The organism is Shinella sp. 20P9.1.1 (assembly GCF_057798995.1).
Genome location: NZ_JBYOLC010000021.1, coordinates 41379 through 53655, shown reverse-complemented (window position 1 = coordinate 53655; position 12277 = coordinate 41379). Strand labels below are relative to the sequence as shown.

Genomic DNA, 12277 nt, shown 5'->3' with positions numbered 1-12277 from the left:
GCGATCTCATCCGCCGCCGCGCCGTGCTTGCGGAAACGCGCGCGCAGATCGAGGCGCAGGTGGATGAGGCTGCGACCTCGCTGGAGGATGCCCGCGGCGCGCTGGAGGATGCCCCCGATCTCGCCGATCTGGATTTTCGCCTGCGCACCCATACGATGGATGTCGCCACCGATCGTGCGACGCTCGCCGAAGCCCGCGCCGCCCATGACGGCCTTGCCCGTGAAATGGCCGACCGCAAGCGCCGCCTGATGGCGATTGCCGCCGAGCGCGAGACTTGGAAAACCCGCGCCGCCAGTGCCGAAAACCACATCGCGACCCTGCGCGAGCGCGAGGCGGAAGCGCGCGAGGAAATGGAGGAGCTGGCCGAGGCGCCCGACGAGATCGAGGACAAGCGCCGCGAACTTCTGACCGGCCTGACCAATGCCGAAGCCGCCCGCCGGGAAGCCGCCGATGCGCTTCAGGAGGCCGAAAACCGCCGGCGTGAGGCCGACCGCATCGCCGCGACGGCTCTCTCGCAGCTCGCCGAATCCCGCGAGGTCAGGGGCCGCGCGGAAGAACGCCTTGTCTCCGCCCGCGAGCGCCGCGTCGAGGGCGAGGCCCGCATCCGTGAAGCCCTGTCCTGCGCGCCGCACGAGGCATTGCGCCTCACCGGCCACCCCGCCGATGCGCCGCTGCCCGATCCGCGCGAGCGCGAACGCGAACTCGATCGGCTGAAGATCGAGCGCGAACGGCTGGGCGCGGTGAACCTGCGCGCCGAGGAGGAGCAGAAGGAGCTGACGGAAAAGCTCGATGCCCTCGTTGCCGAGCGTGAGGATATCATCGAGGCGATCCGCAAGCTGCGCTCGGCCATCCAGAGCCTCAACCGCGAAGGCCGCGAGCGGCTGCTCGCCGCCTTCGACGTGGTCAATGTGCAGTTCCAGCGCCTGTTCACCCACCTGTTCGGCGGCGGCACGGCGGAATTGCAGCTGATCGAGAGCGACGACCCGCTTGATGCCGGCCTCGAAATCCTCGCTCGCCCGCCCGGCAAGAAGCCGCAGACCATGACGTTGCTGTCCGGCGGCGAGCAGGCACTGACCGCCATGGCGCTGATCTTCGCCGTCTTCCTCACCAATCCCGCGCCGATCTGCGTGCTGGACGAGGTGGACGCGCCGCTCGACGACCACAATGTCGAGCGCTACTGCAACCTGATGGACGAGATGGCGGCCTCCACCGAAACCCGCTTCGTCATCATCACCCACAACCCCATCACCATGGCCCGCATGAACCGCCTATTCGGCGTCACCATGGCCGAGCAGGGCGTGTCGCAACTGGTATCGGTGGATTTGCATACGGCCGAGCAGTTGCGCGAGGCCTCCTGACGGGAACAAAACCTCACCCGATGCATTGATGAGCGCCTGCGCGTTCTTGCCGGCAAGACATGCAATTGGGGATCAAATTCGTGAGCAGAGATACACTTTACATGGTCATCGGCGCCCTCATCGTCGTGGTGGCCGGGTTTTCCTACTATGCCTACCAGCAGGAGAAGAAGCCTGACGGCGTCGAAATCCGGGTGGATGAGAAGGGGCTTTCCATCGAGGGAAATTGAGGCCATGCCTGGTCTTGAGCCTGCCGCCGCCCCGAACGGGGCGTGCGGCATTATATTTTTCATCGATGATATTGCATCGCCGTCGCAATTTTGACGCAGTGCAGCAAAATTCCTATCGGGCCGCGTTTTCAACGGGATGGACTTCCTGTAGATTGAGAAAACGCATTTGGGGAGGCGTCGATGGAGAAGTGGGTCTATACCTTTGGGGACGGTCGTGCCGAGGGCAGCGCTGCGGATCGCAATCTGCTGGGCGGCAAGGGCGCGAACCTTGCGGAAATGTGCAATCTCGGCCTTCCCGTGCCCCCCGGCCTCACCATCGTCACCGCCGCCTGCAATCACTATTACGATAGCGGCCGCGCCCTGCCGGCGGGGCTGAAGGATCAGGTCCGCGAGGCCCTGCGCCATATGGAGGCGATCACCGGCCGCATCTTCGGCGATACGGCCAAGCCGCTCCTGCTTTCCGTGCGTTCCGGCGCGCGTGCCTCCATGCCGGGCATGATGGATACGGTGCTGAACCTCGGCCTCAACGACAGGACCGTCGAGGCGCTCGGTCATGATGCCGGTGACGCCCGCTTCGCCTGGGACAGCTACCGCCGCTTCATCCAGATGTATGGCGATGTCGTCATGGGCCTCGATCACGAGGTCTTCGAGGAGATCCTGGAAGACGAGAAGGGCCGGCTCGGCCATGAGCAGGATACCGAACTCTCCGCCGTCGAATGGCAGCATGTCATTGCGCGCTACAAGGAAATCATCCGCGAGGAGCTGGACGAGGAATTCCCGCAGGATCCGGAAGTCCAGCTTTGGGGCGCCATCGGCGCGGTCTTCGCCAGCTGGATGAATGCGCGCGCCGTCACCTATCGCATGCTGCACAATATCCCCGCCGTCTGGGGCACCGCCGTCAACGTCCAGGCCATGGTCTTCGGCAATCTCGGCAATTCCTCGGCGACCGGCGTCGCTTTCACGCGCAATCCCTCGACGGGCGAAAACAAGCTCTACGGCGAATTCCTCGTCAATGCGCAGGGCGAGGACGTCGTGGCCGGCATCCGCACGCCGCAGAACATCACCGAGGAGGCACGTCTCGCCTCGGGTTCCGACCGTCCCTCGCTGGAAAAGCTGATGCCGGAGGCCTTTGCCGAATTCCGCGGCATCTGCGACCGGCTGGAACAGCACTACCGCGATATGCAGGACCTCGAATTCACCATCGAGCGCGGCAAGCTCTGGATGCTCCAGACCCGCTCTGGCAAGCGCACCGCCAAGGCCGCGCTGAAGATCGCCGTCGAGATGGCGGAGGAAGGCTTGATCAGCGAAGGCGAAGCGGTCTCCCGTATCGATCCCGCCTCGCTCGACCAGCTCCTGCATCCGACCATCGATCCGCGCGCCCGCCGCGACGTCATCGGTTCCGGCCTGCCGGCCTCGCCGGGGGCGGCCACGGGCGCCATCGTCTTCACCTCGGAAGATGCGGTGCAGGCCGAGGAGGAGGGCCGCAAGGTCATTCTCGTGCGCATCGAGACCAGCCCGGAAGACATTCACGGCATGCACGCCGCCGAGGGTATCCTGACCACGCGCGGCGGCATGACGAGCCATGCGGCGGTCGTGGCGCGCGGCATGGGCACCCCCTGCGTTTCCGGCGCCGGCACGCTGCGGGTCGACCTGCGCAACGAGATGCTGGTGGCGCATGGCGTGACGCTGAGGAAAGGGGACGTCATCACCATCGACGGCTCCTCCGGCCAGGTGCTGAAGGGCGAGATCCCGATGCTCCAGCCTGAATTGTCGGGCGATTTCGGCCGCATCATGCAATGGGCGGACCGCACGCGCCGCATGAAGGTGCGCACCAATGCCGAAACGCCGGCGGATGCGCGCGCCGCGCGTTCCTTCGGTGCCGAGGGCATCGGTCTCTGCCGCACCGAGCACATGTTCTTCGAGGGCAACCGCATCAATGTGATGCGCGAGATGATCCTCGCCGAGGACGAAGCCGGCCGGCGGGCCTCGCTCGCCAAGCTCCTGCCGATGCAGCGCTCGGATTTCGTCGAGCTCTTCGAGATCATGCACGGCATGCCCGTGACGATCCGCCTGCTCGACCCGCCCCTACACGAATTCCTGCCGAAGACGGACGAGGAGATCGCCGAAGTGGCGGCGGCACTTGCCATCGACGAGGCCTTGCTGCGCCGCCGGGTCGATACGCTGCACGAGTTCAACCCCATGCTCGGCCACCGCGGCTGCCGCCTCGCCATCTCCTATCCGGAGATCGCCGAAATGCAGGCCCGCGCCATCTTCGAGGCCGCCGTGGAGGCGGCCAGGACGACGGGTGCCGCCGTCGAACCCGAGATCATGGTGCCGCTCGTCGGCCTCAAAGCGGAGCTGGATTATGTGAAGGCGCGCATCGACGCGGTCGCCAAGGCGGTCATCGCCGAAAGCGGCGTGCCGATCACCTATCTCACCGGCACGATGATCGAGCTGCCGCGCGCCGCGCTGCGTGCCCATGTCATCGCCGAATCGGCCGAATTCTTCTCCTTCGGCACCAACGACCTGACGCAGACGACCTTCGGCATCTCGCGCGACGACGCCTCGGCCTTCCTGTCGACCTATATCCAGAAGGGCATCGTCGAGCAGGACCCGTTCGTGCAGCTCGATTTCGACGGTGTGGGCGAACTCATCCGCATCGCCGCCGAGCGTGGCCGCCGCACCCGGGGCGACCTGAAACTCGGCATCTGCGGCGAACATGGCGGCGATCCGGCCTCGATCCATTTCTGCGAGGAGGCGGGGCTGGATTACGTGTCCTGTTCGCCCTTCCGCGTGCCGATCGCGCGGCTTGCGGCAGCGCAAGCCGCCTTCAAGGGCAAGGGCTGATCCGGCAAACGATCAGTGGCGCCGGCCGCGGACATAGATCACGGTCGGCTGGTTCCACATGATCGGGTCCATGCGCGTGGCGCGGAACTCGGCGCGGCGGTCGAGATCGATGCGTTGCAGGCATTCCGCGAAGGCATCGGTGTTGGGGCGGAAGCCATAGGTGCGGCACTTGTTTTCATCGCTGGCGCGCACTTCGGCTGCCGTCTGGCAGCCCGCGAGGAAAAGCGCGGTCGCGGCAAGGGCAGCGAAGCGAATGAGGATTTTCGACATGGGAACTCCGGAAACTGTTATGCGACAGACATAACGCCTGTCGCCCGACAGTGTATAGCGCGCTTCCCGAATGGCGCGGTCCGGAAATCGGCCGTCATATGCGTTGCAGCACATCGACGAAAGCGTCGGCAAACCGCTTGAGGTCCGCGGTCTTCTCGTCGGGATTTTCCACGCGGATGGCCGCGGCTTCAGCATCGAGCAGCGCAAAGACGACGCTCAAAGCGCCCGCATCGCCCTTCGGCACACGCAACGCGGCGATGCGCAGGCAATCGTCGGCAAGGCCGGAGGCGGGCAGGTCGAAGAGATAATCGCCACCGAGCTGACTGGCAGCGGCGCGAACCGCTTCGGCAAAACCGGCTTCTTCGCCGGAAAAACCGTCGAGCGACAATTCGAGTTCGAGAAGCTCCAGGGGGAGGGCGGGTTCGCCAGCCGTGATGGCGAGCGGTGTGTCGGCGGCAGTCTGCGTCGGCAACATCGTCTTGCTCCTAAACCAAGTCCAGCGAACGGGCGAAACGCTGTTTTGTTCGCCCGTGCATCCGTAAATTACCCCCGTTTATGAAAACTCGTTAACGAGCGTGGCAAATTTACGGCACGCAAGGTTTTTCGTAGGGCGTGCTCGGAATGTCATCGCTAAAGCGCGCCACGACGCCGATGGAAAAATCCGCCTTCCTGCGTTAGGGAAGGAAAGCGGCAGCGACGCCGCGGGCAGAGCGGGTGAGCCATGGCGATCACGATCCAGTACGAACGGCCCGTTTCCCATGCGGCGCATTGGGCGCGGCGGCTTGCGCTGTTTTCCTGCTTGCTGTTCGTCGCCGTCGTGCTGTCGCATCGCTTCGGCCCACTGACGACGCCGCATTTCCTGGCTCTTGCCGGCTTTGCCGCTGTCATGGCGGGAGTGGCCGTGCTGCTGGCGGCCGTCGGCCTTGCGCGGCTCTGGATGGTCGGTGCGCGCGGTGGCAAGGCAGCGTTGACGGCGCTGCTCTTCTCGCTTTCGCCGCTCGGCGTCTCGGGTGCAGCGGCCTATGCCTATTTCTATCGCCCGGCGCTCTATGAGGTGACGACGGACACGCTTGCCCCGCCGCCCTGGCTTTCCCAGCCGTCCGCCCAGCAGGATTGGCTGCGACGCGTCGGCATGGTAACGGCGCGCGACCGCGAGGTGCAGCTCGAAGCCTATCCCGCTTTGTCCGGCCGCCGCTACGAAGGCGCACTCGATCGCGTCTATCAGGGCGCGCGCAAGGTCGCTGCCGCCTATGGCATCACCATCACCAGCGAATCCGGCCTCGACAATATCCAGGCCGATCTCGAAGACCTCGTCGTCGATCCGGGCAAGGTGGCGAAGAGCCAGGAGGAGCTTGGCGAGGTGCCGATCCCCGAGGCCCGCCCAGAGGCCACGCCGACCCTGCCGCATATCGGCGGCCCCGGCGACGTGCTGCTGCAGGGCGAATGGCGCTCGCCGATCTTCGGCTTCCGCTTCGACGTGGTCATCCGCCTGCGCGAGGAGGCGGAGACGACGCTGGTCGACATGCGCGCCGCCTCGCGCTACGGGCCGCACGATCTCGGCATCGGCGCCGAACTGGTCGAGGGCTATCTGAAGGCGCTCGACGCCGAACTGCTCGGCATCGCCGGGGATTAAGTACCCGGCGCCGGGAAATAGAGCCCGTGCAGCGAGGGCGGCCCCTCTGTCACCACCTCGCCGCGCCCCACGAGATCCTCCAGATGCGCCAGCACGGAAAGGGCCGCCGCACCATGCAGGCGCGGGTCGGTCTCGCGATAGATGACCTTCACCATATCCGCGATCAGCCGGTCGCCCGCCCGGATGCGCTCGCGCACCGCCCGCTCGCGCATGCGCCGATGCGTGCGCAACCCGCGCAGGAAGGAGGCCGGTTCGCGCACCGGGCCGCCATGGCCGGGAAAGTAGATGCGATCGTCGCGTTCCAGCAACCGTTCCAGCGAGGCCATGTAGTCCGCCATGGCGCCATCGGGCGGTGCGACGATGGTCGTCGCCCAGGCCATGACATGGTCGGCGGAAAACACGATGCCATCGGGACCGTCGAGCGCGAAGGCCGCATGATTGGCCGTGTGGCCGGGCGTGAGCAGCGCGGTCAGCGCCCAGCCGTCGCCTTGCACGCGCTCGCCATGGCCAAGCGCGATATCGGGCACGAAATCGACGTCCGAACTCTCGGCAAAGGGGTTGCTTTCGCCCTCATGCAGCGGCCGTGCGGCCCGGTGCGGCCCCTCGGCGACGATGATCGCTCCCGTCTCCGCCTTCAGCCGGCGGGCAAGCGGGGAATGGTCGCGGTGGGTGTGGCTGACGGCGATATGCGTCACCTCCCGGCCGGCAAGCGCGCGCATCAGGGCGGCGAAATGCGCCTCGTCCTCGGGGCCAGGATCGATGACCGCCACGGACGTGTCGCCGACGATGTAGCTGTTCGTGCCGTGGAAGGTGAAGGGGCTCGGATTGTTGACGGTGATGCGCTGCACGCCCGGCGCGACGGGTACCGCCTCGCCATAGGCCGGCTTGAAATCGAGGTCGAAGCGCGGCGCGTCGTCTTGCGAAGTGCTGGACACAGCAGTCACTTGTATTCGATTTCGATGAAGCTCATCGGCTTGTCGCCGCCATTGACGACATTGTGCGCCACGCCGGCCTCGCGCCGGTAGACCGCGCCGGTCTTCGTATGCACGCGCCGCTCGCCCGTCTCCTCCTCGATGAGAAAGTCGCAATCCGTCATCGGCACCACGACGTAACCCAGCCCGTGCACGTGATGGCCGGTATCGGCCCCCGGCTCGAAATCCCAGCGCGTGACGCGCACGACGGCATCGTCGAGAAGAATGGTGGGCACGGCCGGCGGACGGGCACGAAACTGGGACATGATGGCTCCTCGTGAGAATGGCGGCGCGCAGACCTGTTAGGCAGGCCGAGGCCGCCCAGGACGGTCATCCCGCGACCCTATCCGCCACCGCCCCGCCTGCCAAGCGCCAAGCGGTCCGGCATTCCAAATCGGTGCCTGCGAGAATTAATCGCGGAAGAGAGAACTTAACCATTGTCCACCCCCGCGCCCTTTGCTAATCAGGCACCCGCCGTGTTGGGGCGTCGCCAAGCGGTAAGGCACCGGTTTTTGGTACCGGCATTCCCAGGTTCGAATCCTGGCGCCCCAGCCAAGGTTATATTATTCATTGAAATCAATAACTTGCGAGTATGGTGATTTCGAAACCGGAACACTTTTACGTCTCATGTTTCCGGCCCGTTTTTGAAGGCGGGGCCTCTATTGGATTCGTTTCACCTTGCTCGCGTCGTGTATGCGCTCAAAGTGTGCTTCTTGTTTTCTTTCCCGCTCAAATTGATCGCGAAGCTTGAAGAGTTCGGAAAGTTGCTGGCCTGTGGCACTGTCAAAATTTACCCGATAGGCGGGTTGATCAGCCATCGAGGGAATTTCTAGCCTTAGCCAATCCAGAAGGAATTCCTTAGAGCGACCTGTAACCCATCCCTCATTCACGATCATAGAAGCTTGCTCAATGAGATGGACCATTTGATAGGCGTGGAATTCGTGGTTTTCCATGCCGTAAATCCCAGCGGCATGAGCTTTCTCGCGTTCTGCGGAAAGTTGACGCGTAAGTTCAATCACCGTCGAGAGATTTCTAGCTTTCGTCGCCTGCAGAATTGCAATCGCTGCGCCTACCACAGCAAGCAACGAACCAATCGCCCCCACAGCAGTGATTAGATCTAGAGCATTCACCTCATCGGGGAACAAGCGCCATGTGGTTTCACGCGCGCAGCCCTCTCCCAGACAGCGAAAGCCCGAAAGTAGCCTAGCTGCAAGTTCTGACACCGAAGCTGCTAACTCCGTGCTCATTTTTTCTCAGAAGACGCGGGAGTATTCTGAGAGGTAGTTTGTTGCGTTGTAGCGGCGGTGGGGCGAATAGGTGGCGTCTGCATGTAGCTGTTTATCTCTGTATTTGTGGGTCTAATAGCCTGCTCGTAAGAGGAAATCGCATCAGCCGGGAGTTCATTCTTGTTGGTCATTGTGAGTCCTATTTCTTTGATGTTGAGGGAGTTTGTGAGGTGCTTGGTTTCGCAGCCGGAGCAACAATTACCGGGGTAGGTTTGAAGCCTTCTGTGATGAATACGCGCTTGTTGTCTGCCATAATGTAATCCTTCTGTTAGGAGTTGCCCTTGCTGGGCGTCTCTTCTTTATTTTCCTTCTTTGCCACATTGGCCTCTTGCGCTGCTGCTGCGGTTGGAATGATTTTTGGTGTCATGAGGTAGCTACCCTGCACACCTGACATTCCCGAAATCGGGATATCCAAGCCGCGAAAGGGGTCAAATGGTCCTCGTTTTATGATCATGGCTTCTACTCCTTCTGGTTACAGAAAATCGAACAATTCACGAACATGCGCTAATCTAAAGTGAGTCTCGTTCGAGTCCATAGGAAAATCGCATTGGCAACCACATTTAGGAGATATCCACCGTGATTCACATATCGGTTACAACATGTAGTGCGTATAAATCGAGTAAATGGAGCTGTTCCGGCCTCAATGGCGTTCAATCGCTTGCGGCGCGGTATCATTTCATCAATTATGGGTTGTCGAAAATAGTAGGGAATGGAGGCGTAAAATGCAGGTGTTTGAGGTGCGTGTGGATAAAGGCGCGTTCTTGGCCCGAGGTGAGGTCGCTCGCCGCGTGCCCGAGGAGACCATCTATTACATATTTGCTGCCAATAAGGAGGCCGCGAAGGAGTTTGCCGTCAAATACATTGGTAACAAGATCGGCCACGGCTCTCAAATTTTAAGCCATGCTACGTTCGATGACACAGGCGGATGGGTTCAGTATGCCGAAAATTCGCAATATACCACAAAGGTCGCGGAGATCATCCAAGAGGCTGCCCATTTCACGGGAACAGTTTCAATCCAGAGCTACATAATCATTTCGCCTGAGAGCAGTCACGACACACTGGTTATCTCTCTGTCGGAGAATGATCGGGAACGGACAATATTGGAGACCATCTTTAACAAGGATGGCGGCGTCATCGAGTGGGGTGACGATATGATTCCGTTTGATGTCGTAAGTGTCGCGAATTCGATTCAGAGCGTTTTCTAAGGGCGTTATGCTTTAAGTTTGCTTGCTCGCGTTGGAATTGCGCGGCCAAAGCACGGGTGATAAAAAGGTCTAATGAAAAGGCTTAGATCATGGGCACCGAAAAGATGACCAATACCCGGAAGACGTTCGACGTGCGCCCTTCGCAGCCGCCCGTTGATTATTCGAAGATCATCAACAAGGCGATAAAGCGCTTTCCAAAGGTTCACGCCGTTCTGTCTAAGTGACAGGCAAAGGAAAACCCGCACGAGCTGGCAAGCGAGCGTGCGGGTTTCCTTAGGCTAACTCGATTCGCTATTCTTCTTTCGGCACCGGGACGCCGTTCACTGTAACCTCGCTGGTGAGGTTCACCATGATCTTCATTCCGGGAACGCCCTCAAGCGCCTTCATCGTCCTGAGGCTTTCGAGAAGAGAGTCAGCCGCGTCATCCGGCATCCCGACAATCGAATTCGGATCGATGTTCAGGGCAGTGGCTTGAGCGCGGATATGATCGAAGAGACCGCGCGTGATCGCTCGCACCGTGGCGACTTCTCGCTCATGAAGCTGGCGACCAGTATCAACCAGCTTCTGAATCGCCGGGGAAAGCCGACGCCCCGCCTGAAGGCTTGCGGCGATCTCTGCGTGGGTGGGTTTACGCTTAGGTTGGTCGGTCATTATGCGGCCTTCCATTCGCCCGGTGTGACGTTGCCACGACGAAGCAAAGTGCCGATCATGTCGTTGATGATAAAATCACCGCTGACGTCATCGTGAGGCTTGCCAGTCGATTCCTCATCACCCTGACCTGCGACATGGATCATTTGGGCGTCGGTGTAGACATGGAAGTGGTAATCCTCGCCGCGAACGGTGCGGGTGACGGTCATAAGAAAGGTGCGGTTGGTGGGCATTATGCGGCTTCCTTCATCGCTGCCTTGAAGGCAATGAAGCCTTCGCGGACATGGGTGAGGTTGTGAAGCAGGCCGCGCAACTCCTCCATGAGGAAGTCCAGTTCTTCCACCGGCTGCGGGTCCGCGTCCGGGTTGGTGATGCTGGTAACAACGTCGCGCAACATTTCATCAATGCCGAAGCACTCATGCCCGGTGAGATAGAGAGTTGCGACGGTATCGGCCCTTTCGGCTTCCTTTGACATGAGATAATCGCGGAACAGTTCCTTGTCGGTCTTCGACATGGTATAAGCCTTCCTGGCCTCACGGCCTTTGGATGTTGATTTGGTAGTCGGCATTTCAAACCTGCCGGGGCGGCTGCAACCGCTTCCGGTAGGGCATTCTAGGCGATCACTCGCCCTTGACCTTCCATTGCGGAAGGCTCCACCGGACCTGCTTGTCAAGCTGATCGCGGTAGCTCGTAAGCCTGACGATATCCGCCAAAGCCTGTTTCTTCGCGGCAGGATTACTGAGGTCCGCGTCCTCAAGTTCCGCAACTCGGGCGGAAATTTCTTGTTGTTTAAAGTCGTTGATCATGCCGGCTAGGGCTGTCGCGGCCTCCAGAAGCATACCGACCGTAAGCTCCGCCCGGCCAATCGCACCTTCTATTTCGTCATAGGTGGAAGGTTCGACATTGTCGGTGGCGGACTTCGCCGGGGTCTCATCATAGAAGCCGTCCGCGTCAAAGCCTGCAATGTCGAGGGCGAGTTCGTAGTCCATGCGCTCGCCGTGAACATCCTCGTATTCAGAGAAACCACGCTTAACATACCAATGCCGCGTGCCCTCACTTCGCCGAAGACCCTGCTTCTCTTCTTCCTTTTGGCGTTCGCGGAACCGCCGAACCTTCTCCGCACTAGATAAAGCCATAACCACTCCTTGGTTTCGGTTACAGTTTATATGTAACCGAAACCGAAAGCGCAAGGGCAATTTACGCGGCCAATGAAAGTTCTTCTGGCTGACGATCATACGATGCCAGAACGCTTTCCGGCCAAATGCCGGCGATCTCACCAAGGGCGATCTTGAAGGCGTCGGCGTCCTGAGAAACGTATGCGTCAGCGGAAACGGTGAGCAGTGCGACCATGAGCCGGTCATAAGTCAAAGTGTCGAGAATGAATTGCGGCATGCGATTTAGAACCCTTATGCGATGTTTACGAGGGGTCTAATCGCGTATTCGCGAATCGCCGTCAATGGATATAAATCAAATAATTTCAGATACTTAGATAGCGATTTAGCGACTTCGCTATTTAGCGAAAGGCCGGACGATGGTCGGCGGCAGGAGTGCTAAACGTCATTTCCAAGGAAGCCTTCGGCTTCCTGCTGGAAGTGGATAGAAGGACCAAAAACCTATTGTTAGAATCTTCTTATCTATAATCCTCATCTAGGAATTGGGCATAGCTTCACCTAGCACATAAGAGAAACGTTATAGACCGATCGGCAAGCGTCTCTCTTATGCTCTAGGTGAAAGCTTACCCGATGATCTCTCATCTGAGGCCACACAGCGCCACCATATGACGGGGCGTGTGGGAGGGCACACTAGACTTCGGCAACCTTGTTACAGGTAAG

16 protein-coding genes and 1 tRNA gene are annotated in these 12277 nt (G+C 60.8%); 6 read left to right on the top strand and 11 right to left on the bottom strand.

The genetic code is table 11. The features are described 5' to 3' along the window. From AC27VQ_RS24540 to ppdK, 3 genes are all read left to right on the top strand, one after another. On the top strand, positions 1-1358 hold a 1358-nt coding region (locus tag AC27VQ_RS24540; RefSeq protein WP_488718393.1), incomplete at its 5' end, for a coiled-coil domain-containing protein. A gap of 80 nt (positions 1359-1438) precedes the next feature. After that, the gene (locus AC27VQ_RS24535; RefSeq protein WP_313532586.1) at positions 1439-1585 is read left to right on the top strand and encodes a hypothetical protein; all 147 of its coding nucleotides are present in this window, start codon (positions 1439-1441) and stop codon (positions 1583-1585) included. A 180-nt stretch (positions 1586-1765) separates the two neighbouring features. Next, positions 1766-4432, top strand: coding sequence for a pyruvate, phosphate dikinase (ppdK, locus tag AC27VQ_RS24530; protein ID WP_488718392.1), 2667 nt, complete (start codon positions 1766-1768; stop codon positions 4430-4432). A gap of 12 nt (positions 4433-4444) precedes the next feature. On the opposite strand, the gene AC27VQ_RS24525 is transcribed toward ppdK, so the two are convergent. Further along, a complete protein-coding gene (locus AC27VQ_RS24525; RefSeq protein ID WP_488718391.1) occupies positions 4445-4702 on the bottom strand; it encodes a hypothetical protein in 258 nt (85 codons plus the stop codon). A 94-nt stretch (positions 4703-4796) separates the two neighbouring features. Then, a complete protein-coding gene (locus AC27VQ_RS24520; RefSeq protein WP_488718390.1) occupies positions 4797-5177 on the bottom strand; it encodes a hypothetical protein in 381 nt (126 codons plus the stop codon). Between the two features lie 252 nt (positions 5178-5429). Here AC27VQ_RS24520 and AC27VQ_RS24515 point away from each other — a divergent pair, with 252 nt between their 5' ends. Next, positions 5430-6335 carry a DUF1499 domain-containing protein gene (locus AC27VQ_RS24515; RefSeq protein ID WP_488718395.1) on the top strand — a complete coding sequence of 302 codons (906 nt, stop codon included), beginning with the start codon at positions 5430-5432 and terminating at the stop codon, positions 6333-6335. Here AC27VQ_RS24515 and AC27VQ_RS24510 read toward each other — a convergent pair. Further along, positions 6332-7270: an MBL fold metallo-hydrolase gene (locus AC27VQ_RS24510; RefSeq protein ID WP_488718389.1), complete on the bottom strand. Its 939-nt coding sequence runs from the start codon at positions 7268-7270 to the stop codon at positions 6332-6334. The genes AC27VQ_RS24515 and AC27VQ_RS24510 overlap by 4 nt on opposite strands. Positions 7271-7275: 5 nt before the next feature. After that, positions 7276-7572 carry a cupin domain-containing protein gene (locus AC27VQ_RS24505; protein WP_488718388.1) on the bottom strand — a complete coding sequence of 99 codons (297 nt, stop codon included), beginning with the start codon at positions 7570-7572 and terminating at the stop codon, positions 7276-7278. Between the two features lie 214 nt (positions 7573-7786). On the opposite strand from AC27VQ_RS24505, the gene AC27VQ_RS24500 reads away from it, so the two are divergent. Further along, positions 7787-7861, top strand: a tRNA-Gln gene (locus AC27VQ_RS24500). Between the two features lie 104 nt (positions 7862-7965). On the opposite strand, the gene AC27VQ_RS24495 is transcribed toward AC27VQ_RS24500, so the two are convergent. Together AC27VQ_RS24495 and AC27VQ_RS24490 are read right to left on the bottom strand one after the other, a co-directional pair. Continuing rightward, positions 7966-8553: a hypothetical protein gene (locus AC27VQ_RS24495; RefSeq protein WP_488718387.1), complete on the bottom strand. Its 588-nt coding sequence runs from the start codon at positions 8551-8553 to the stop codon at positions 7966-7968. A 307-nt stretch (positions 8554-8860) separates the two neighbouring features. Then, positions 8861-9046, bottom strand: a complete 186-nt coding sequence (locus AC27VQ_RS24490; protein WP_488718386.1) for a hypothetical protein — start codon at positions 9044-9046, stop codon at positions 8861-8863. A 268-nt stretch (positions 9047-9314) separates the two neighbouring features. On the opposite strand from AC27VQ_RS24490, the gene AC27VQ_RS24485 reads away from it, so the two are divergent. Continuing rightward, a complete protein-coding gene (locus AC27VQ_RS24485) occupies positions 9315-9797 on the top strand; it encodes a hypothetical protein (RefSeq protein ID WP_488718385.1) in 483 nt (160 codons plus the stop codon). Between the two features lie 291 nt (positions 9798-10088). Here the strand turns inward: AC27VQ_RS24485 and AC27VQ_RS24480 are convergent, their stop codons facing one another. The 5 genes from AC27VQ_RS24480 to AC27VQ_RS24460 all read right to left on the bottom strand — a co-directional run bounded on the left by AC27VQ_RS24480 (position 10089) and on the right by AC27VQ_RS24460 (position 11837). Beyond that, entirely contained in the window at positions 10089-10448 is a 360-nt protein-coding gene (locus AC27VQ_RS24480; protein ID WP_488718384.1) for a hypothetical protein, read from the bottom strand. Beyond that, positions 10448-10678, bottom strand: coding sequence for a hypothetical protein (locus AC27VQ_RS24475; protein ID WP_488718383.1), 231 nt, complete (start codon positions 10676-10678; stop codon positions 10448-10450). Before AC27VQ_RS24475 ends, AC27VQ_RS24480 begins: the two co-directional genes overlap by 1 nt. Continuing rightward, positions 10678-10959 (bottom strand): hypothetical protein, encoded by a 282-nt coding sequence (locus tag AC27VQ_RS24470; protein ID WP_488718382.1) that lies wholly within the window; start codon positions 10957-10959, stop codon positions 10678-10680. Before AC27VQ_RS24470 ends, AC27VQ_RS24475 begins: the two co-directional genes overlap by 1 nt. Positions 10960-11065: 106 nt before the next feature. Further along, complete coding sequence (locus AC27VQ_RS24465) at positions 11066-11581, bottom strand: hypothetical protein (protein WP_488718381.1); 516 nt, start codon at positions 11579-11581, stop codon at positions 11066-11068. Positions 11582-11642: 61 nt separating this feature from the next. Next, on the bottom strand, positions 11643-11837 hold the full coding sequence (locus tag AC27VQ_RS24460; protein WP_488718380.1) for a hypothetical protein: 195 nt from the start codon (positions 11835-11837) through the stop codon (positions 11643-11645). Positions 11838-12277 lie beyond the last annotated feature (440 nt).

Coding starts and splice junctions, on each gene's coding strand:
- AC27VQ_RS24495 (WP_488718387.1), bottom strand. CDS start 8,553: ATGAGCACGGAGTTAGCAGCTTCGGTGTCAGAACTTGCAGCTAGGCTA.
- AC27VQ_RS24525 (WP_488718391.1), bottom strand. CDS start 4,702: ATGTCGAAAATCCTCATTCGCTTCGCTGCCCTTGCCGCGACCGCGCTT.
- AC27VQ_RS24520 (WP_488718390.1), bottom strand. CDS start 5,177: ATGTTGCCGACGCAGACTGCCGCCGACACACCGCTCGCCATCACGGCT.
- AC27VQ_RS24480 (WP_488718384.1), bottom strand. CDS start 10,448: ATGACCGACCAACCTAAGCGTAAACCCACCCACGCAGAGATCGCCGCA.
- AC27VQ_RS24465 (WP_488718381.1), bottom strand. CDS start 11,581: ATGGCTTTATCTAGTGCGGAGAAGGTTCGGCGGTTCCGCGAACGCCAA.
- AC27VQ_RS24460 (WP_488718380.1), bottom strand. CDS start 11,837: ATGCCGCAATTCATTCTCGACACTTTGACTTATGACCGGCTCATGGTC.
- ppdK (WP_488718392.1), top strand. CDS start 1,766: ATGGAGAAGTGGGTCTATACCTTTGGGGACGGTCGTGCCGAGGGCAGC.
- AC27VQ_RS24490 (WP_488718386.1), bottom strand. CDS start 9,046: ATGATCATAAAACGAGGACCATTTGACCCCTTTCGCGGCTTGGATATC.
- AC27VQ_RS24470 (WP_488718382.1), bottom strand. CDS start 10,959: ATGTCGAAGACCGACAAGGAACTGTTCCGCGATTATCTCATGTCAAAG.
- AC27VQ_RS24505 (WP_488718388.1), bottom strand. CDS start 7,572: ATGTCCCAGTTTCGTGCCCGTCCGCCGGCCGTGCCCACCATTCTTCTC.
- AC27VQ_RS24485 (WP_488718385.1), top strand. CDS start 9,315: ATGCAGGTGTTTGAGGTGCGTGTGGATAAAGGCGCGTTCTTGGCCCGA.
- AC27VQ_RS24475 (WP_488718383.1), bottom strand. CDS start 10,678: ATGCCCACCAACCGCACCTTTCTTATGACCGTCACCCGCACCGTTCGC.